General features: G+C 49.2%; 23 protein-coding genes. 12 read left to right on the forward strand and 11 right to left on the reverse strand.

Annotated features, from left to right (window positions below; genetic code table 11):
- The first annotated feature begins 26 nt into the window (after positions 1-26).
- Positions 27-710 (forward strand): response regulator transcription factor, encoded by a 684-nt coding sequence (locus MMIC_RS00475; protein WP_072658361.1) that lies wholly within the window; start codon positions 27-29, stop codon positions 708-710.
- On the forward strand, positions 710-1975 hold the full coding sequence (locus MMIC_RS00480; protein WP_072658362.1) for a sensor histidine kinase: 1266 nt from the start codon (positions 710-712) through the stop codon (positions 1973-1975). Before MMIC_RS00475 ends, MMIC_RS00480 begins: the two co-directional genes overlap by 1 nt.
- On the opposite strand, the gene ppsA is transcribed toward MMIC_RS00480, so the two are convergent.
- The gene (ppsA, locus tag MMIC_RS00485; RefSeq protein ID WP_265331356.1) at positions 1972-4371 is read right to left on the reverse strand and encodes a phosphoenolpyruvate synthase; all 2400 of its coding nucleotides are present in this window, start codon (positions 4369-4371) and stop codon (positions 1972-1974) included. The two genes, MMIC_RS00480 and ppsA, sit on opposite strands and share 4 nt — an antisense overlap.
- A 150-nt stretch (positions 4372-4521) precedes the next feature.
- Here ppsA and MMIC_RS00490 point away from each other — a divergent pair, with 150 nt between their 5' ends.
- Positions 4522-5400, forward strand: coding sequence for a GFA family protein (locus tag MMIC_RS00490; RefSeq protein ID WP_072658363.1), 879 nt, complete (start codon positions 4522-4524; stop codon positions 5398-5400).
- A 127-nt stretch (positions 5401-5527) separates the two neighbouring features.
- Here MMIC_RS00490 and MMIC_RS00495 read toward each other — a convergent pair whose 3' ends face one another.
- On the reverse strand, positions 5528-5767 hold the full coding sequence (locus MMIC_RS00495) for a GlsB/YeaQ/YmgE family stress response membrane protein (RefSeq protein WP_072658364.1): 240 nt from the start codon (positions 5765-5767) through the stop codon (positions 5528-5530).
- Between the two features lie 191 nt (positions 5768-5958).
- On the opposite strand from MMIC_RS00495, the gene rpsF reads away from it, so the two are divergent.
- From rpsF to dnaB, 6 genes are read left to right on the forward strand one after another with little or no spacing between them, the layout of a single operon-like run.
- Positions 5959-6420, forward strand: coding sequence for a 30S ribosomal protein S6 (gene rpsF, locus MMIC_RS00500; protein WP_072658365.1), 462 nt, complete (start codon positions 5959-5961; stop codon positions 6418-6420).
- Between the two features lie 37 nt (positions 6421-6457).
- Entirely contained in the window at positions 6458-6751 is a 294-nt protein-coding gene (locus tag MMIC_RS00505; protein WP_227819275.1) for a hypothetical protein, read from the forward strand.
- A 28-nt stretch (positions 6752-6779) separates the two neighbouring features.
- Positions 6780-7115: a 30S ribosomal protein S18 gene (gene rpsR / locus MMIC_RS12780; RefSeq protein ID WP_072658367.1), complete on the forward strand. Its 336-nt coding sequence runs from the start codon at positions 6780-6782 to the stop codon at positions 7113-7115.
- Positions 7116-7137: 22 nt separating this feature from the next.
- On the forward strand, positions 7138-8142 hold the full coding sequence (locus tag MMIC_RS00515; RefSeq protein ID WP_072658368.1) for a DUF2232 domain-containing protein: 1005 nt from the start codon (positions 7138-7140) through the stop codon (positions 8140-8142).
- Between the two features lies 1 nt (position 8143).
- Positions 8144-8593, forward strand: a complete 450-nt coding sequence (gene rplI / locus MMIC_RS00520; protein ID WP_072658369.1) for a 50S ribosomal protein L9 — start codon at positions 8144-8146, stop codon at positions 8591-8593.
- The gene (dnaB, locus tag MMIC_RS00525; RefSeq protein ID WP_083530364.1) at positions 8590-9972 is read left to right on the forward strand and encodes a replicative DNA helicase; all 1383 of its coding nucleotides are present in this window, start codon (positions 8590-8592) and stop codon (positions 9970-9972) included. Before rplI ends, dnaB begins: the two co-directional genes overlap by 4 nt.
- 67 nt (positions 9973-10039) lie before the next feature.
- On the opposite strand, the gene MMIC_RS00530 is transcribed toward dnaB, so the two are convergent.
- The 9 genes from MMIC_RS00530 to MMIC_RS00570 all read right to left on the reverse strand — a co-directional run bounded on the left by MMIC_RS00530 (position 10040) and on the right by MMIC_RS00570 (position 17609).
- A complete protein-coding gene (locus MMIC_RS00530; RefSeq protein ID WP_072658370.1) occupies positions 10040-11353 on the reverse strand; it encodes an anthranilate synthase component I family protein in 1314 nt (437 codons plus the stop codon).
- Between the two features lie 17 nt (positions 11354-11370).
- Positions 11371-12615, reverse strand: a complete 1245-nt coding sequence (fabF, locus tag MMIC_RS00535; protein WP_072658371.1) for a beta-ketoacyl-ACP synthase II — start codon at positions 12613-12615, stop codon at positions 11371-11373.
- Between the two features lie 6 nt (positions 12616-12621).
- A complete protein-coding gene (gene acpP / locus MMIC_RS00540; RefSeq protein WP_072658372.1) occupies positions 12622-12861 on the reverse strand; it encodes an acyl carrier protein in 240 nt (79 codons plus the stop codon).
- A gap of 104 nt (positions 12862-12965) precedes the next feature.
- The gene (gene fabG, locus MMIC_RS00545; protein WP_072658373.1) at positions 12966-13706 is read right to left on the reverse strand and encodes a 3-oxoacyl-ACP reductase FabG; all 741 of its coding nucleotides are present in this window, start codon (positions 13704-13706) and stop codon (positions 12966-12968) included.
- A 4-nt stretch (positions 13707-13710) separates the two neighbouring features.
- Positions 13711-14652, reverse strand: coding sequence for an ACP S-malonyltransferase (gene fabD, locus MMIC_RS00550; protein WP_072658374.1), 942 nt, complete (start codon positions 14650-14652; stop codon positions 13711-13713).
- 20 nt (positions 14653-14672) lie between these two features.
- The gene (locus MMIC_RS00555) at positions 14673-15704 is read right to left on the reverse strand and encodes a beta-ketoacyl-ACP synthase III (RefSeq protein ID WP_072658375.1); all 1032 of its coding nucleotides are present in this window, start codon (positions 15702-15704) and stop codon (positions 14673-14675) included.
- On the reverse strand, positions 15701-16765 hold the full coding sequence (gene plsX / locus MMIC_RS00560; RefSeq protein ID WP_227819276.1) for a phosphate acyltransferase PlsX: 1065 nt from the start codon (positions 16763-16765) through the stop codon (positions 15701-15703). The genes MMIC_RS00555 and plsX overlap by 4 nt, the downstream gene beginning before the upstream one ends.
- A 46-nt stretch (positions 16766-16811) precedes the next feature.
- A complete protein-coding gene (gene rpmF, locus MMIC_RS00565; protein WP_072658376.1) occupies positions 16812-16994 on the reverse strand; it encodes a 50S ribosomal protein L32 in 183 nt (60 codons plus the stop codon).
- An 81-nt stretch (positions 16995-17075) separates the two neighbouring features.
- Positions 17076-17609: a YceD family protein gene (locus MMIC_RS00570; protein ID WP_072658377.1), complete on the reverse strand. Its 534-nt coding sequence runs from the start codon at positions 17607-17609 to the stop codon at positions 17076-17078.
- Between the two features lie 249 nt (positions 17610-17858).
- Here MMIC_RS00570 and MMIC_RS00575 point away from each other — a divergent pair, with 249 nt between their 5' ends.
- From MMIC_RS00575 to MMIC_RS00585, 3 genes are all read left to right on the forward strand, one after another.
- The gene (locus MMIC_RS00575; RefSeq protein WP_072658378.1) at positions 17859-18569 is read left to right on the forward strand and encodes an Aq_1264-related membrane protein; all 711 of its coding nucleotides are present in this window, start codon (positions 17859-17861) and stop codon (positions 18567-18569) included.
- A gap of 118 nt (positions 18570-18687) precedes the next feature.
- Positions 18688-19395, forward strand: a complete 708-nt coding sequence (gene mtgA / locus MMIC_RS00580) for a monofunctional biosynthetic peptidoglycan transglycosylase (RefSeq protein WP_072658379.1) — start codon at positions 18688-18690, stop codon at positions 19393-19395.
- A 176-nt stretch (positions 19396-19571) separates the two neighbouring features.
- Entirely contained in the window at positions 19572-20495 is a 924-nt protein-coding gene (locus tag MMIC_RS00585) for a serine hydrolase (protein ID WP_072658380.1), read from the forward strand.
- Positions 20496-20581: the final 86 nt, after the last annotated feature.

Here is a 20581-nt window from a genome sequence, read left to right on the forward strand (position 1 = left end):
AGCATGACTAGGGGTAAGATGAGACTATGCCTAAAATCCTGATGATCGAAGATGATCTACAACAGTCCGGGATGCTCTCCGACTATCTGTCGGCTGAGCAAATGGATGTTGTCACCTGTGCAAACGGAAACGATGGGCTAAGCAGACTACAGAGAGAGTCCTTTGATGCCCTGATCCTTGATGTCGGTCTGCCTGACATGGATGGGTTTGAAGTGTGCCGAAGGCTCAGAGCGTTCTCAGCACTTCCCGTACTGATGTTAACGGCACGTGGTGATGAGATGGACCGAATCATCGGTCTGGAGATTGGTGCCGATGACTACCTGCCAAAACCGTTTAATCCTCGCGAACTACTGGCCCGATTGAGAGCCATACTGCGCCGTGCTCAACACAGCTCAAACTCTGCAGCTCTTCATTTTGGACGACTGGAAATTCATGAAGATGCGCATTCCGCCAGTCTGGATGGTCAAACAATCAACCTTACTGCTTACCAGTTTGATCTACTCTCAATTTTAGCCAGACACGCTGGCCGCGTAATGAGCCGGGATCAGATTATGGATGAACTTAAAGGTCATGATCTGGACTCTTTTGATCGCAGTATTGATGTGCACATCTCCCGCATCCGTTCACATATTGAAGACGACCCTAAAAAACCCCGCCGAATTCTTACCATTCGCGGCACAGGTTATGTTTTCGCCAGACAGCAGGATTGATGGGTCCGGATATGCGCCATAAACTCTACCTGCAAATCTATTTCGCCTTTCTCGGCGGACTCATCCTGTTTGCATTGCTTGCAGGTCTGGCCTGGAAAACAATGTCGGAAGGTAATGAACCAGCCCGTTTTAAGGCGGGTCTGAGCCTGTTGATAAGTGAATCACTTCCACAACAACTGCCAACTGAGGTGTTGCGCGAAAAGATAAATAAGCTGGCCAGCACATTCGAGGTAAAACTGAGTCTCTATAATCGTGATGGCAAACATGTCATTTCATCCGGCAGCCGCCTGCCACTGCCGAAAGAGCGGAAAAATGATGGCTGGGATCATAACCACGACCATGACATGAACAATTTTTCCATGCGCCTGAATGATGGTCGCTGGTTGATTGTTTCCAACGCCAACAAACCATTCCCCATCCCCCTTGTTATCATTGCCATGCTATTGATTGTGCTCGGTTTAGCAGCCTATCCGCTTGCCAGGCGGTTAACATGTCGTCTGGAACAGTTGCAGAAGCAGGTCGATGCATTCGGCCAGGGTAACTTGAAAGCCAGAGCGAAGATCAACGGCAAGGATGAGATAGCAACGCTGGCATCGCGCTTCAACCACACCGCTGAGCAGATTGAGAAACTGATTGAAGCTCAGAAGCATGTTCTCAGTGGCGCATCACATGAACTCAGGTCCCCACTGACGCGCATGCGTATGGCTATTGAATTGATAGATACAACTTCTGTTGCTGAAACAAAGAGTCGATTGGAAGCTGATATTGCTGAACTGGATGATCTGGTCGATGAACTATTGCTAGCCAGTAAGCTGGATGCCAACAGTTCAGTCAAACCTTTTGAACAGGTCGACCTTCTCGCTCTGGCTGCGGAAGTTGGAGCCAGTTACAAAAGTGATATTTCAGGAGCTCCCGCTACAGTTATGGGAGATGAGCTAATGCTGCGCCGCTTACTACGCAACCTGCTTGAGAATGGTCAACGTTACGCTGTAGAAGCCCCCATTTCAGTCTCCATTAGTGGCAACTCCGAATACGCTGTAATCCGGGTATGTGATGATGGGCCCGGCATTCCTGAATCGGAACAGACACGTATCTTTGAACCGTTTTATCAGGCTCGATCCGGAAAAGAAAAACATGGCAGTATCGGGCTCGGGCTTTCTCTGGTCCGTAAAATTGCCCAACAACACCATGGCGATGTGCGTTATATCTCGGAGCCGGGAAACGGTGCCTGTTTTGAGGTCACACTAGGCAGCGATCAGCCTTAGTCCTGTTTCTCCTTCTCCACCTCAAGAATTCGCATCGTCGTTTCCAGAACGCTGTCCGGATTCAGAGACATCGACTCAATACCCTCTCGAACAAGGAAATCAGCAATCTCGGGATAATCTGACGGGGCCTGCCCGCATATACCGATATATTTCCCTCGCCGCTTACAGGCGGTTATGGCCATTTTAAACATCTCAAGCATGGCTGGTTCCCGCTCATCGAATACATGAGCTACAAGAGCTGAATCCCGGTCCACCCCCAGCGTCAACTGAGTCAAATCGTTGGAACCGATTGAGAAGCCATCAAAGATATCGAGAAATGCATCTGCTGCGATGATATTGGCCGGAATTTCGCACATCACATAAACCTGCAATCCATCCTCACCTCGCTTGAGCCCGAACTCGGCCATCAGGTCCAATACCTTCTGCCCTTCCGTCGGTGTGCGTGTAAACGGTAGCATCAGGCAGACATTCTTCAGCCCTTTCTCCTCGCGCACCAGACGCATTGCCCTGCACTCCAGCGCAAATGCCTCCCTGAAGGCATCTGAGTAATAACGCGATGCTCCCCGGAAACCGATCATCGGATTCTCTTCCTCAGGTTCGAACGGTTTACCGCCAAGCAGATTGGCATATTCATTCGATTTAAAATCGGACATCCGGAAAATCACTTTCTTCGGATAAAATGCTGCAGCAATCATCGCGATTCCCTCAGCAAGCTTTTGCACATAGAAATCAACCGGCGAATCATAAGCTTCGGCTCGTCTGCGAATTTCCCGTTTCACCTTGGCATCAATGATCTTTTCAAGCTCCAGAATAGCATTGGGATGAATGCCGATACTGTTATTAATGATAAATTCCAAACGCGCCAGACCCACGCCATCATTGGGGATAGCACTGAAGTCAAAAGCACGATCAGGACTGGCAACATTCATCATAATTTTAGTTTTTGGACGGGCCAGCTCCCCCACATTGACTCTCTTCAGCTTAAAGCCCAGTTCACCAGCGTACACGAAACCGGTCTCCCCCTCGGCACAGGAAACCGTCACCATATCACCATCAACAATGGTTTCTGTGCCACTGCCAGTTCCCACAACTGCCGGCAAACCAAGCTCACGGGAAATAATCGCGGCATGGCAAGTGCGACCACCGCGATTGGTAACAATGGCTGCAGCGCTCTTCATGATCGGTTCCCAGTCAGGATCAGTCATATCGGTAATCAGCACCTCACCCGGTTCCAGCTCTTCAATCTGTGATACATCCTTGATCACGCGAGCACGGCCCGTAGCAATTTTGCCTCCCACACTCTTGCCCTGAGCAAGAATCGCTGAGATCTCTTTCAACTTGTAGAATTCAATCACATGGTAATCACGTCTCGAATGCACAGTTTCAGGTCTTGCCTGTACAATGAACAGTTCACCTGATTTACCATCCTTGGCCCACTCAATATCCATCGGCTGCAGATGTCCTGCAAGTTCAGAATAATGCTCTTCAATAATCACCGCATAGTTAGCCAGCTTTAATAGTTCATCTTCACTCAGGCAATAGACACGTTGATCTTCCAACGGCACATGCACATTTTTGGTCGGATGTTTCATCGATTCGGAATAGACCATCTTGATGGCCTTCTCGCCCAGTGTGCGGCCCAGCAGGGCTCTGTATCCCTCTTTCAGCAGTGGCTTGAAGACATAGGCCTCATCAGGCCTGACACTGCCCTGCACTACATTCTCACCCAGCCCGTAAGAACTGGTAATGAACACGGCATTGTTAAAACCCGATTCCGTATCAATGGAGAACATCACACCAGCCGATGCCAGATCACTGCGCACCATTTTCTGAACACCGGCAGAGAGAGCGACTTTCAAATGGTCAAAGCCCTTATCAACCCGGTAAGAGATGGCGCGATTGGTAAACAATGAGGCATAAACCTGTTTAATATGTTCCACGACACTCTTTTTACCACGCACATTAAGATAACTCTCCTGCTGCCCGGCAAATGATGCATCCGGCAAATCTTCAGCCGTTGCCGATGAGCGGACAGATACCGCCAGTGGCCGCTCGTGATACTGCTGCACCAATAATTGATAGGCTTCAACGATTTCAGTCTCAAGGTCATCAGGCATTGTGGCATGGGCAATGATGGAGCGCAGATGACAACCACATTCAGCCAGCTTCTTCATATCATGCGTATCAAGCCCTTCCAGAGTTTTGGCAATATCATCTTTGAGATTGTTATATTCGATATAGTGCCAGTAGGCATCGGCTGTGGTGGCAAAACCATTGGGGATTTTGATCCCCTTCTCTGTCAAGTTGCAGTACATCTCACCAAGCGAGGCATTCTTACCGCCGACGAGTGCAACATCGGATAGCCCCAGCTCTTCAAAGAAGCGAATATATTTCATACGAACCTCCACAAGACCCTGCATCATTCTCAATAGAATAAGTATCTGTCTGCAACCCCGGCTCTGCAACCAATCAGATTATAAGCTATAGACAGTGAATATGTGCTATCGTTATTGTCACAAGCAGAACGAATAACATGGAGAGTCAACATGGTGAAAGGAAGCTGTCTGTGCGGACAGGTCAAATATGAAATTCATGGTGAGATGGGGGAAATCACCCACTGCCATTGTCCTACCTGCCAGAAAGCACACGCCACCGCATTCTCTTCTGTTGCATGGGTACAGCTGAATGACCTGCATTTCACCGCTGGTGAAAATCTATTGAAGTTTTACGAATCATCACCCGGCAAGAAACGTTACTTCTGTTCCAACTGTGGCTCTCAAATCTATGCCAAACGTGAAGATCAGAATCATTATATTTTTCGCATGGGCACCATTGACGGAGACCCGGGCATTCGCCCTGCCCGGCACACATTTACACGTTACAAAGCCCCATGGTACAACATACATGATGATATTCCCGAGTTTTCAGAATGGCCGGTGGAATCATCAGTCAACGCACCGCCACACGAGGATAGACTGCATTTAATGCAGACAATTCACTCCATACTCACGCTGGCTGCCAGACAGGGAACAGCCACATCACTGTTGCTGCTCAATATCGGTGACCAGAATATGGCGAACATTTCTGATCAGATAAAAAGGAATGTGCGCGAATCAGATATTATTGAACAACTTGATGATACTTATGCCGTATTACTCCCCTACACCGACACCAGTGCCTCACTGGTTCTGGCTGAACGGATCTGTAACACATTAAAGGCAGACACATTAAACAGAGGATCACATTTGAATATCGGTGCAGCCACACTGCATGCCGATCAGCTAGACAACAGTAACCTGCTGACTAATGGCGACGATTTACTGCACAAGGCGAGCAGGGCTCTTGATGTTTCAACAGAACAAGCAGAAGACAAGGCGGTCCACTTCAACAGTCTCGCTTCAGCCCTTGATACTCAACCTGACTGAGTTCGCAACAAATGCATTATTCTCGATATCATTCACGCAGAAGATCCCCCAATCCCATAAGTTTTTCCTCAGCCAAGCAAACTTATTATATAAACACAAGCGCATTTACACACACTGGAATACAGCATTAGCGTTTAATCAGGCCTACGATAAAGATGAGAATAACAGCCCCCAGTACGGCTGCCATCAGGGTACCGATCAAGCCGCCAAAAGAAAAACCGAGAAATCCGAAAACATATTTACCGATGAATGCGCCGACCACACCGATCACCATATTACCGATCAGGCCGTAACCACCCCCCTTCATCAGATTGCCCGCAATCCAGCCCGCAACCGCACCAATCAAAAGAAATATCAGTAAATCCATGATCACACTCCAAGTATTGAATAAATGATAGCATAACCCGGTGAAACAAATTCATCCATCATCGCTTGCAATCATTCACTTACTGATTAATATGCGCGCCGTTGCATGGGAAACTGTGTAACTACATACCTTGCTCCGGACGCGCTTAAACGTACCGGGGCGTACGTTTGTACACCAAGAGGAGCGCCGTTTTGTATTACGAAACTATTTTTATCGTTAATCCTGATATCTCTCAGGAAAACACCGAAGCACTGACCGATGATCTGGTCGCTAAAGTCGAAAAAGTCGGTGGCCGCATTGTTAAACGCGAAAACTGGGGTTCACGTCCGATGGCATATTCCATTGCCAATCGTAAACGTGGCAACTACATGCTGCTGGTAACAGATGGCAGTGCTGATGCTATCAAAACCCTGGAACATGCTATCAGTCTTGAAGAGCGCATCATCCGCTCACTGACCACCAAGCTGACTGAACTTTCTGACAAGCCATCTCCTCTACTGCGTCGCGCTCAAGCTACGGCCAAGCGTGAAGAAGAAGCTGCTGCCGCTGCCGCTGAAGCCGCTGCTGAGGAAGCTGCACCTGCAGCAGAGACTGCTACAACTGAAGAAGCTGCACCTGCAGCTGAAACTGATGGAGCAGACGCAAGCGTCTGAGTTTAACCGCGCCCGAGTTTCGGGCCGGCTACGCAATATGCGTAAACGCTGGACACCGGATGGTTCTCTGTCATTGATTGCAGAACTGCTCACGACACGCCCGCAACTGGGGCCAGTTCGAGCCGGAGTCCAGAACCAGCAACCCATGCCGCTACGAGCGACTGGTGAAATATGTAACCGTATTTCAGCTCTCGAAGATCAGCATGTGATTGTTGAAGGTTGTTTACGCAGACGGTTTTACAGCAGGGATGGTGAACCTTGCTGGGGACAGGTGGAAATCTGGGTTGATTCATGCCGGTTAGTTGAACAAACCGCTGAATCTCCGGAATAAGACCTGAGAAGAGATTTAGGAGTTAATGATGAGTGAAGAAGTAAAAACAACAGCTGCACCACAGCGTCCACAGGGCGACCGCCCGCAACGCCCACAGGGTGACCGTCCACGTCGTCCACAGGGTGACCGTGCCGGTGGCCGTTTCCAGCGTCGTCGCAAGTTCTGCAAATTCTGTGCAGATACCAGCCTGGTTATCGATCACAAAGACCCGGATATGCTGCGCAGCTTCATTACCGAACGTTACAAGATCCTGCCATCACGTGTGACAGGCACTTGTGCCAAACATCAGCGTTTTCTGACCACTGCGATTAAACGCGCACGTGTTCTGTCTCTGCTGGCATTCACCCCGCTGCATCACGATTGATTATCAATCGTAAGGTGCTCTGATGGATAATCAGACACCCAATCAGGTCATGCCCGCGGCAGTCGCATATGTGTTATCACACCGACTGCCGTGTGCGGCACTGATGCTGGTGATGATGATGGCAGCAGTATGGTTACCTGTACTGTTGCAGGGGCTGCCCCCATTTTTAATCATGCTGATTGCAACGCTGGGTTTAGGTTTACACATCCTTACCCCGGCGCTGATCGCCCTGATTACCTTTGGCGGTGGTTTGATGTTCGGTATTCATGTTGCTGCACTGGCAGCCGTGGGTGTAACAGTACTGGCAGGTTTTGCAGTGCTGCCGGGATTAATGGCCTTTGTTGTGTACGGGCTGATACCCATTGCCGCCGCTGCGACAATGATGCGCAACGACGGCGTAAAACGCAGTGCCCAACTGCTGGCTTTATTAATGGGCGCACTGGTTTTCTTTGGTTTGATGATTACTGCCATGATGCAGGATCTCGGACTGAGGGAATTCATTGGACAGATGCTAATGCCGATGTTCGATGAAGTGCAGACGCAGATGCCTGCCTCTGATGTAGAGGCCAGACAGATGCTTGAACAGGCACGTCAGACCATGATTTCAGTCCTTCCCGGGCTGCTTGCTCTGGGTCTGTGGTTTGCCTGGTGGGGCGATATGGTGTTCGCACGCAATATTGCCCTGCGTTACAACTTTTACACCGGTGATGCGAGTGGCCTGCTCGACTTAAGACTGGGTAAAGCGATGGCATATGCCTTTTTAGGCCTGCTGCTGTTGACGAACCTTGGTGCAGGAGATTTAAGTTACTTTGCCGCCAATGCTGCCATCCTGTCAGGTGGCCTGTTGGCAACACAGGGTGTAGCCGTAGTACACAGCTGGCTGAAAGCGAAAGGGTTGAACTTTTCAATCGCGCTGATGTATTTGATGTTACTCATCTGGTCGGTCATGATCGTGCCTTTCGTGATTGTCGGCCTGTTGGATATTTGGTTTGATTATCGCCGGAACATTCCGGCTGCTGGAGGATAAAATGCAATTGATTCTTTTGGAACGTGTTGAAGGTCTGGGAAATGTAGGTGACGAAGTCAGCGTACGTCCGGGTTACGGCCGTAACTTCCTACTACCTAATGGCAAAGCAACTGTAGCCACTGATGGTAACCGCAGGACTTTCGAGCGTCGTCGCGCACAGCTTGAAGCCAAGCAGGCTGAAGTTCTGGCTACAGCGAAGGCTGAAGCTGAAAAACTGTCTACCCTGACTCTGGAAGTTATTCGCGCCACTTCAGATGGTACCCATCTGTATGGTTCAGTGAGCACCAACGAACTGGCAGACCTGCTGAATGCAAACGGTCAGCACGTTGAGCGTCGCAACATCCTGCTTGATGAGCAGATTAAAACTGTTGGTGACCACAGCTTCCGCGTACGTCTGCACCCGGACGTTACTGCTGACATCACCATCAAGGTCGAATCAGAGCAACATTGAGTCAAGCTATTCCCCTGCGTACCGATACGCTCAGAGAGCGTATTCCACCTCATGCCTATGATGCTGAGCGGGCGGTACTCGGGGGAATCATGCTTGATCCCGAAGCACTGGAGAAACTGGAAGGCTCGCTGCAACCTGAGCACTTCTATGTCGAAGCCAATGCCCGTATCTTCTATGTTATTCTTGAACTGGCCTCCAAGGGCCAGCCTGTCGATGGACTGACAATCAAAGACCACCTCGAGCGCCGTCAGGAGCTCGAGTCTACCGGTGGCGAAGCTTATCTGGCCGATCTGGTCGGTGCCGTCCCTACTTCTGCAAATGTAAAACACTATGCCGATATCGTGCGCGAACGTTTTGTTCTGCGCCAATTACTCTCTGTATGCAGCGATGTTAGTCGTGATGTTTATGAAGAAACCGGACAGGATGTCATTGAACATCTCGATATCGCTGAGAAAAATATCCTTGCCATCGCTGAGAACTTCAACCGCTCACGTCCGGCATTCAGCAAAATGTCTGATCTGATGCTGGAAACCTACAAAGAGCTTGAAGAACGTTATGCGCAGAAAAAACTGGTTACCGGCGTAGCGACCGGCTTTGATGATCTCGATAGTATGACTGCAGGCATGCAGCGTGGTGACCTGATTATTGTCGCAGGGCGCCCGAGTATGGGTAAAACAGCCTTCTCCATGAATCTCGCCCAGAATGCCTCACTGCGTTCTGATGAAGAAGGTGTGGTTGCAGTATTTTCACTGGAAATGTCCACCCAGCAGATCGCCATGCGTATGCTGGCCTGTGAAGCACGCGTAGATATGTCGAATCTGCGTACTGGTCGTTTTTCTGCCGATGACTGGCGCAAACTCGCATCGGCCAGTGGTTCACTTGCTGAATCGAAAATCTTTATTGATGATACCCCTGCTATCTCGGTGATGGAGCTACGCTCCAAATGCCGCAGACTGAAACGTGAAAATAAACATCTTGATCTGGTGCTGATCGATTATATTCAGTTGATGTCCGGCCGTGCCAGCGCTGACAACCGGGCACAGGAAGTATCCGAGATCTCACGCGCCCTGAAAGGATTAGCCAAGGAACTTGATGTCCCGGTCATAGCTCTCTCCCAGTTGAACCGCTCGCTGGAGCAGCGTGCTGATAAACGTCCGGTTATGTCCGATCTGCGTGAATCAGGCGCAATCGAGCAGGATGCCGATGTTATTATGTTTATTTACCGTGATGAGGTTTATAACAAGAAACCTGAAAATGAAGGGCTTGCAGAAATCATCATCGCCAAACAACGTAACGGCCCCATTGGCGACGTGAAGCTGACATTTGTGCACAAATTCACCCGTTTCGAAAATCACATCTCAGCCGGTTTCGACGACTAACCCCTTACAATCGGAAAGCCTGTCAGCTTTCCCTTCTGAAAACAGCCCGCTCAAATACAGAACCCCACTAATGATGCGTGGTGAGTGCCCTGAGCAGCCCTTCGGCCTTGTGTTCAGTTTCGATCAATTCGTGTTCTGGGTCGGAATCTGCAACGATACCTGCGCCTGCTGCCCAGTTTAATGCTCCATCGAAATGCCAGAATGTACGAATGAGAATATTCATGTCGGCCGTACCGTCCCAGGCAATATAACCCAGACCGCCGGTATAGGGGCCGCGGGCATTGTTTTCCAGTTCGTGAATAATCTCCATGCAGTGTACTTTCGGGCAACCTGTGATGGTCCCACCGGGAAACATGGCCTGGAACAGATCAATGACATCACTGCCATCTTTCAGAAAGCCTCGCACATTGGATACGATATGCTGGACGGTCGCATACTGTTCAACGACCATCCGTTCATTCACCTCTACACTGCCCGGTTCACACACCCGCCCCAGATCATTTCGTTCCAGATCAACCAGCATAATATGCTCTGCACGCTCTTTTTCCGACAACAGCAATTCAGCCCTTAATGAATCATCCATCTCGCCCTCTGCGCGCCGCCTCGTGCCTGCAATGGGCCTTGTGTCCACCTCGCCATCGGCATGAATGCGAAACAAGCGTTCCGGTGAGGCAGAAATCAGCGTCAGCCTTTCCTTCGCGTTGCCAATTGATACAAAAGATGAAAACGGTGCCGGGTTTACCCTGCGCAGTTGATCATAAAGACTCGTCAGATCCGACTTCTCGAATGGCATGGACCAGAAGCGGGCAATATTGGCCTGAAAAATATCCCCTGCGCCGATGTACTGTTTTACCCTCTCAACAGCCTGTTTATAGGATTCAGCAGATGTGACGTCCGGTTTGGCCAGCAACTCAAGTGATGCTGGCACAATCAGTGAATGGTCCAATTCATCGAGCATCATCAGCACGGCTTGTACTGCCTGTTCATCCCTGGCAGCCAGACAGATCGATTCATCATCAAAACAGAGAGAAAAGGTAGGATATAAAGCCCACAGTACCGGACCAGGTATCCTTGATTTCGGCTCAGGCAAATCTTCAATCAGAGAACATGCTTCATAAGCTGCATAAAACAGACAGCGGATAGCAGGAGAGTTTTCATTTGCACCTGCCACAGCAGACTTCCAGCCTTTGAAGAACAACTTCGCGTGTTCAGCACTTGCGTCCTGAGCCAATGAAATCGACTGACCATGCTGTGAAACAAGAAACTGCCTCCCTGATCCTGAGGGGTCTTCAAGCACAGCAGAAAACTGATCGGGAAATGCAGAAAAAAGGCCGTAAGCGGAAAGCTTACGGCCCTGATTGGATATGACGCGGAAAATCACGTCAGTTCACTCGTCTGTTAGTCGAACTTGCGTACGATGACAGTTGCGTTGGTACCACCAAAACCGAATGAATTGGAAACAGCCACCTTGATATCTGCATCACGCGCTTCATTTGGCACATAATCCAGATCACATTCAGGGTCCTGGTTTTCCAAATTAATGGTTGGCGGAACAACACCGTTATGTACGGCCAAGACTGAGAATGCAGCTTCAATTCCACCGGCAGCGCCAAGCAGATGACCAGTCATCGATTTCGATGATGAAACCATCAGCTTTTTAGCATGATCACCAAACACAGATTTGATACCCTGTGTTTCAGCCACATCACCAGCAGGCGTGGATGTCCCATGCGCATTGATATAATCCACATCTTCAGGATTAATACCAGCACGCTTCAACGCAGCCTTCATACAGCGACCACCACCTTCACCACCCGGAGACGGTGAAGTCATGTGGTAAGCATCTCCGCTCATACCGTAACCAATTACCTCAGCCAGGATATTTGCACCCCTTGCCTTGGCAGAATCCAGTGACTCCAGAACCATAACACCGGCACCTTCACCCATAACGAAACCATCACGATCCACATCCCACGGGCGGGATGCACGTTCAGGCTCATCGTTGCGCGTGGACAGTGCACGGGCAGCAGAGAACCCCCCAATACCCAGTTCACAGATAACCGCTTCTGAGCCACCAGCCACCATGGCATCGGCATCACCGCGAGCGATGATTTCAAAAGCATCACCCACTGCGTGCGTACCTGTAGCACAGGCCGTTACTGCAGCCGTATTCGGACCCTTGGCACCGGTCAGCATGGACACCCAACCGGATGTCATATTGATGATCGTCTGTGGAATAAAGAATGGTGAAATTTTACGGGCACCACCGGCTTCATAAGCACGCATGGTCTTCTCAATGGTTAACAATCCACCCATGCCTGCACCAACAGCTACGCCAACTCGCTCAGCATTGCTATCATCGATGGTCAGGCCCGATTGCTCAAGCGCCATCAAAGAGGCAGAAACACCAAACTGGATAAATCTATCCATTTTGCGTGCATCCTTGCGATTGATGAAATCTTCCACCTTGAAGTCAGGTACCTCACCGGCAATGGTACAGGCCATACCCGTCGCTTCAGCATCAAAATGGCTGATACGGCGGATACCTGATTTACCTGCAGTGAGATTATCCCAGGTTAGGTTCGTCCCTGTACCGAGCGGAGTAACCAGCCCGACACCAGTGACGACTACGCGTCTGGTCATAAGTATTTATTCAGCTTTAGCAGCGATATAATCGATGGCGTTCTGAACACTCTGGATGCCTTCTGCATCTTCGTCAGGAATTTCAACACCAAACTCTTCTTCAAAAGCCATTACCAGCTCTACAGTGTCCAGTGAATCAGCGCCCAGATCATCTACGAATGAAGAATCAGGGTTGATTTCACCCTCATCAACATTCAGCTGATCAGATACGATTTTAATGATTTTAGCTTCGATTTCTGCAGACATAAGTCCTCCCGAAATAAAAATAGATGCGGCTTCTATCACATGGTCCATAGCCGCACAAGTCTGGACCCAAAATTACCCTCTGATATTCAGAGAATAATACAAACTTACATATACATGCCACCGTTCACATGCAGAACATGACCAGTGATATACCCTGCACTATCACTGGCCAGGAAACACACAGCAGCAGCAATATCTTCCGGCTGGCCCAGGCGGCCAAGTGGAATCTGCTCGGAGAGTTTCGCATGCGCATCATCACCAAGATCAGCAGTCATATCAGTAGCGATAAAACCCGGAGCAACTGCATTGATAGTAATATTCCGCGAGCCTACTTCACGAGCCAGAGAACGGGTCATCGCTTCAACGCCACCTTTACTGGCACAATAGTTGAGCTGGCCCGGATTACCCATGCCTGCCACAACCGATGAAATATTGATGATACGACCACCGCGAGCACGCATCATAGGTTTAAGTGCTGCCTGCATGGCATTGAATACAGATGACAGATTGGTATCAATCACTGCATTCCACTCATCTTCCTTCATACGCATGGAAAGGTTATCACGGGTAATGCCGGCATTATTCACCATCACATTGAGGCTACCGAAATGTTTGGCTGTTTCCTGAACAAAACCCTGAATCTGTTCACGATCTGAAACGTCCACTGCTCTGGCCAACACTTCCACGCCAGAAGCCGCACGAATTTTTTCAGCAGCCTGATCAATTGTTTCCTGCCTGGTACCACAGATCGCCAGATTAAAACCAGCTTCAGCTAGCTTTGAAGCTACAACAAAACCGATACCACGGCTGGCGCCGGTTACCAATGCAGTTTTTGAATCACTCATATCCTTACTCCCCAGTCAGAGCTGCCAGACTCTTATCCAAGAGATCAGGGTTGGCAGTCACCCCAACAATCATAGCACGATCAATACGTTTGACGAGTCCGGAAAGCACTTTGCCCGGCCCCATTTCTACACCCTGTGTAATGCCTGATGCAGCCAGCTTCTGCACAGTTTCCGTCCAGCGTACAGGAGACACTAACTGGGCCACCAAAGCTGCCCGAATATTTGCAACATCCTGCTCAGCTGTAGCTGATGCATTACCCCATACAGGGCAGCGCGGTGCATTAATTGTGATCTCCTGTAAACGTGCCGCCATGGCATCCGCTGCAGGTTGCATTAACGGTGTATGTGACGGAGCACTCACGGCAAGTGGTAAAGCACGCTTGGCTCCCGCATCTTTGGCAGCGATCATCATGCGCTCTACTGCCGCTGCATGACCTGCCACGACCAGCTGACCCGGACAATTGTAGTTAGCAGCCCAAACCTTTTCGCTGCCAGTGGATGTGTTCTCACATATCTCTTCAACCACGTCATCAGCGAGACCAAGAATAGCTGCCATAGATCCGACTCCAGCCGGAACAGCTTCAGTCATAGCTTTGCCTCGGAAAGCGACCAGTTGAACCGCATCAGAGAAATCGATCGCACCAGATGCCACAAGGGCAGAATATTCACCCAGAGAATGGCCGGCCACTTGAGTTGCTTCCGCCCCACCCTTATCGCGCCACAGACGCAACATGGCAGTCGAAGCTGTCAACAGTGCAGGTTGAGTAAATTCTGTCTGACCAAGCTTGTCTTCGGCATCATCACGAATCAGTGCAGCCACATCGTAACCCAGCGCATCCGATGCTTCTTCCAGCGTCTGTGTTACAACTGAGTTGTCATCAAATGCATCAAGCATACCTTTGGATTGAGAGCCCTGACCGGGGAACAGAAAGACAAAATCAGCCATGTTAATTATCCTAGTTAGTTTTATTTAGACCAGCGAACAAGATTGGCACCCCAGGCAAAGCCACCTGCAAACGCCTCAAGCAAAATCAACTGGCCTTTTTCAAGACGGCCATTCACGTACAAATCATTCAGTGCCAACGGCACACTGGCAGAAGATGTATTACCGTGCTTGGACACCGTCAATGCCACACGATCCAGATCCATCTTTAACTTCTTCGCAGTCGCCTGAATGATGCGAATATTGGCCTGATGTGGCACCAACCAGTCAATATCTGAACCATTCAGTTCATGCTTGGCCAGAATCTCTTTAACAACATCACCCAGCTTAGTGACAGCCACACGAAACACTTCGTTACCCTTCATCTCTACGGCTGCTGCACCGGCAGAATCAATACTGAAATCGGCGGCTTCGTGATGCATCTCATGATGCAATTCAGGGCTGGATGGTGGATGCGGATGATGAGCTTTTAGCAGGTCACGGTAGGAACCATCGGCATGTAATACAGAGCCAATCATACCATTCTCAGCATCCGGGGCTCCGGCCTCGAGTACAACCGCACCAGCACCGTCTCCAAACAAAATACAAGTGCCGCGATCTTTCCAGTCAACAATACGGGACATGGCCTCGGCACCAATCAGCAGCACACGTTTGAACATGCCTCCTCGCATCATGCCTTCGGCCTGAGCCAGACCATAAACAAAGCCTGAACATACCGCCTGAATATCCCAGGCCGGGAAACCTTTTCCACCAAGCTTGCTTTGCACAACAGTGGCAGTGGATGGAAAAATCAGGTCAGGAGTGGTTGTGGCGACAATCAGCGCATCAATATCATCTATTGTGATACCGGCATCTGCCAGAGCAATCCCGGCCGCCTCAACAGCCATATCAGAAGTCATCTGATCGGCACCAATAATATGACGCTGCTGGATACCTGTACGTTCCCTGATCCAGTCATCAGTGGTATCCACCAGATTCTCCAGCTCAGCATTGCTCATGATACGTTCAGGCAGATAGCCACCTATACCTGTAATATGAATCGAGGAAAAAGTCATGATTCCACCATCTCCTGTATCGATTCGGTAATGCGATCGGTTAGATTTTCGCTGACTTCGTGGCAAGCGACTGTCAGCGCACTGACAAAGGACTCAGCATCGGCGCCACCATGGCTTTTCACAACGATGCCATTCAAACCCAATAAAGGTGCTCCGTTATATTTACCCGGATTCACTTTATCCTTGAAACGCTTTAATGCGCTGCGTGCCATCAGAGCCCCGGCCTTGGCTACCACACCGGAGGTCAACTCTGATCTCATACTGTCCGCCAGGAACCTGGCCGTACCTTCCATGGTTTTCAGTGCCACATTACCAACGAAACCATCACAAACAACAACATCCACATCATTGCCAAACAGATCAGTGCCTTCGACATTACCGATATAATTCAGGCTCGTCTCAGCAAGCTTTACAGAGGTCATTTTAATAACATCTGTACCCTTGATATCTTCTGAACCGATATTCAGCAGCCCCACGCGAGGGTGTTCCAGACGTTCTGTGGCCTGCATGTAACAGGATCCCATGATGGCAAATTGAACCAGATGATCGGAAGTACATTCAGAATTTGCGCCTGCATCAAGCATCAGCGTACGACCATTATTCACGGCAGGAATCATCGATGCAATCGCAGGGCGATCAATGCCCGGCAGGGTTTTTAAAAGCACCTTGGAGATTGCCATCAGAGCACCGGTGTTGCCGGCACTGACCAGTGCATCCCAGTATCCATCGCGAACCATACGGGCACCGACATGGATCGAAGAATCTTTTTTGCGGCGCAGTGCGTGTGATGGGGAATCACACATGCCTACCACATCCGTAGCCGGAATCAGTGACACGCTATCCTCAATGCCACGCTGTTGCAGTAACGGACGAAGTACTTCCTCCTGACCGACTACCCCGAGAGTCAATGAACCTTGAAATCGAGCTGCAAATGAAGGTGAGAGTGCGATTTCCAGCGCATCAAGCACCATAGCCGGTGCGGCATCACCACCATGACCATCAACAAGAATACGAATATCCCGTTGATCGTCCTGCTGATTGATGCCTGTGCTGGATTTCAAATCTGAGTCAGGCAATGCTGTTTATCTGTTGATACAGATGAATGAATCAATCTTCGCCGGAAGACTTGACTTCGCGACCCTTGTAGGTGCCACAGTGAGGGCATGCATGATGCGGACGCATCATTTCACCACATTCAGGACACTCAGACATGCCTGCAGGTACAATGCTGTCATGTGCACGACGCATATTACGCTTGGACGCGCTCGTTTTTCTCTTTGGAACTGCCATTTTACTCTCCTTAACATGGAACAAACAACGCGGTTTTACAATTTTACTCCATGAAATATCACAGAGAGAAAAGCCAACCGCTTAATCTTCCAGCTTCAAACCTCGCAATGCAGCGAAGGGGTGATCACTATCATCCTGCTTACACTGGCATGTCGATCTATTCAGATTGACGCCACAACCCTGACACAGACCCTTACATGAATCACTGCATATTACTCCAGCCTTCCACGCCAGCCAGACATCTTCACGCAATACATCCACCAGATTAATTTCACCCGGTGCTGCCAGATACTCGCAAACAATCTCAGACTCATCATCACCCGGATCCGTACCAAACTGGTACACCCGCTCGGTCTCACCCGTCATCTGCCAGTCAAACTGGCCATTACAGCGACCACATGAGCGTTTCATCGCCCCGCTCCACTGTCCTGACATTCGAAACACGCCACCGGACTTTTCCAGCGTCAATTGCCAATGCAAATCACCACACAGCCCTGATAATACATCTACCGTTCCGCATGTCTGATCTTGCAGCAGGGTCCTGGGCACATCAGTATCCCATTGTCTGCCGCTTGCCGGAAGCTTCTGCAATGTCACGAGCCAACGTCGCTGCACGCTTACCTCCAGCCGCTTCGCTTCTTAAAGCAGGCGCGCATTATCAATAATGCACCTAACCGGTCAAGCCTAGTTTTCCTCTGCAAATCATAGCTACATACATTGCTCTCAGACAACGATACCAGCCCATGTAAAATTCGACATTAGCACGCCTTTAAATATCATAACTTTATTTATTGCTAATATAATAAATAGATGTATTATCCTCCGCCAATATTTAATTGATATAAAACACTAGCAGGAGAAAATATGAAGGACTGGTCATTCAGAAATATAAACACTCCACTCAAAGTACTGTTTACCAGCTACATGATCGTAGTTGGCATAGGTTACATGATGGCATTCACCCAGATTCTATTCACCCACGGTATGGCAGACGGTAAAGTTGGCCTGTCTGTAGATGACATTGTTTACAGCTATTATGGCAATCGCAACGGTTCCCTGATTGAGAACAAACTCAATGGTTCAATGAAAGAAAACGCCTCTGATGAAGACCGTTTCAAAATTATCAAATGGGCACGTGAAGGTGCGGATGAATCCAGCTTTAACGAGAGTATTAAACCGATCATTGAAAACAACTGTGTCATGTGCCACAGCGCTGATTCTGGCCTGCCTGATTTTACTGTATTCAAAAATCTACAGCACGCTTCGGAAACTGACAGTGGAGCAAGCTTCGCTTCCCTCACCCGCGTATCTCACATCCATCTGTTTGGTATCGCGTTTATCTTTATGTTTGTCGGCTTGATCTTTTCATTCACATCAACAGTACCGACGTGGTTGAAAGCCAGCGCAATTGCCATGCCTTATCTATCACAGGTACTTGATATTGCATCGTGGTGGCTGACCAAATTCGACCCGATCTTTGCCTGGCTGGTGATGTTCGGTGGCACCGGCATGGCTATTGCATTCGCATTCATGTGGGTGGTATCCATGTATGAGATGTGGATCAAAAAATATTAACCCCCCTATCCTTTGAGACAATAGCCTCAACATCATGATCAGGGTCGGCCAAAAGCCGGCCCTTTTTTTGTGATGCTGCTCATTTGCCAACCGCTACAGTAACGGCGATATTCTGCTTATGACAGATACGCAAAAGAAAACCATTTCAGGCTGGATCAAACACAGCCTTTGGCTGTTACTACTAGTCACATTCAGCTGGCATGCTTATCTCTACACTCAAGTGAGTAAATGGCGCACAGAGAACCCTGATAATACTGCCTTTATGAAAGCCACATTAGTCGACATGAAAGAAAAGAATACCAGGGCCGGGATCAGGCAAACGTGGATTGCCTACAATCGTATTTCACCCCATTTAAAACGGGCAGTTATTGCCGCTGAAGATGCACGTTTTACTCAGCATAGTGGTTTTGACTGGGATGGCATCCGCGTTGCCATGGAGAAAAATATCAGCAAGGGGCGCATTGCCAGTGGTGGTTCCACTATATCTCAGCAATTGGCCAAAAACCTGTTTCTCTCCAGTGAAAAGAGTTTCTTGCGTAAAGGCGAAGAAGCCATTATCACAATGATGATAGAAATGAGCATGTCGAAAAAACGAATTTTAGAACTGTACTTAAACTATGCTGAGTGGGGAAACGGCATCTTCGGCGCTGAGGCTGCAGCCCGTCATTACTACGGAATCCCGGCATCCATGCTAACGCGATGGCAGTCAGCGACTCTGGCATCCATGCTGCCCAACCCACGCTATTATGATGGCAACTATACGCGCTGGCTGGATGAGAAAAGCGATATGGTTCTGAGTCGCATGCCCAGAGTGAAAGTCCCCTGAAAATAAATACGTGAATTGTAAGCCACATCACTTCAGCATTATTTCAAACCAGTAAACTCACGGTATAGGAAACGTGTTCTCGCAATGAGCACCTGACTTTAACCGTGGCACATTTGTTGCAATATAAAGATAAATCGATATGGTCCCCGCGGTTTAAGTCGAACAAGGAGGTAGAAATGGCATCAAAAACTTTACTCTCACTGCTGTGCACGTTGATGATCGCATGGCCCGGGTATGCCGTTTCTTCCGAGCTTTCTTCCGACTCAATTCGCCAGCACAATAACCCACAACTTCAACAGTTGCTGGAAAAACGCATCAAAGACCTTCACCTGAATTCAGCTGTGCGCAGCAAACGCCTGTCTGTAGCGCTGGTTGACGTCACAGACCCTCACATGCCAAACATGGCTCAAGTCAACGGTGATGAAATGATGTATGCCGCCAGCCTGCCTAAAATCGCCATCCTGCTGGCTGCATTTGAACGCATTAAAGAAGGTAAACTGCAGCTGGATAGCGAAACGCGTCAAACCATGACCCGAATGATCCGTTATTCATCGAATAAAGCAGCAACCCGCATGATCAGGGCCGTTGGCAAGAACTATATCAACGAACTTCTCTCATCCCCTAAATACCGTTTGTACGATGAACGCCATAATGGCGGGCTGTGGGTTGGCAAGGAATATGCAGGTGGTGCTGCATTCCGCCGTGATCCTCTGCATCACCTGTCTCATGGTGCTACAGCTTTGCAGGTAGCACGTTTCTATTACATGCTTGAAACCGGCAAGCTGGTTTCACCCGAATCTTCACGTGAAATGAAAGACATGCTATCCAAACCCGGCATCAATCATAAATTTGTCAAAGGCCTGAGCAACACCGATGCAAAAATATTCAGAAAATCAGGAAGCTGGCGCACCTACCATGCTGACAGTGCCCTGATTGAACACAATGGACGCACTTATATTGCTGTAGCACTGGCCAATGACCCGAAGGGTGGCGAATGGATGAAAAAGCTGATTCGTGAAATGGATAGTATTATCCTCGCACAGAACCCTCTCACCAATCTTGCCAAGGCTGACACTGGAAACACTCTGCTTGCAAACTAACTGTTCAGCTATTCGTTGACTCACTGCACTTCATTCACTTGTTATAGCAACTTAACCCACCCCTTAGAGTGTGGCTCAAATGAGCA

This window comes from Mariprofundus micogutta, from assembly GCF_001895085.1.
GTDB lineage: Bacteria > Pseudomonadota > Zetaproteobacteria > Mariprofundales > Mariprofundaceae > Mariprofundus > Mariprofundus micogutta.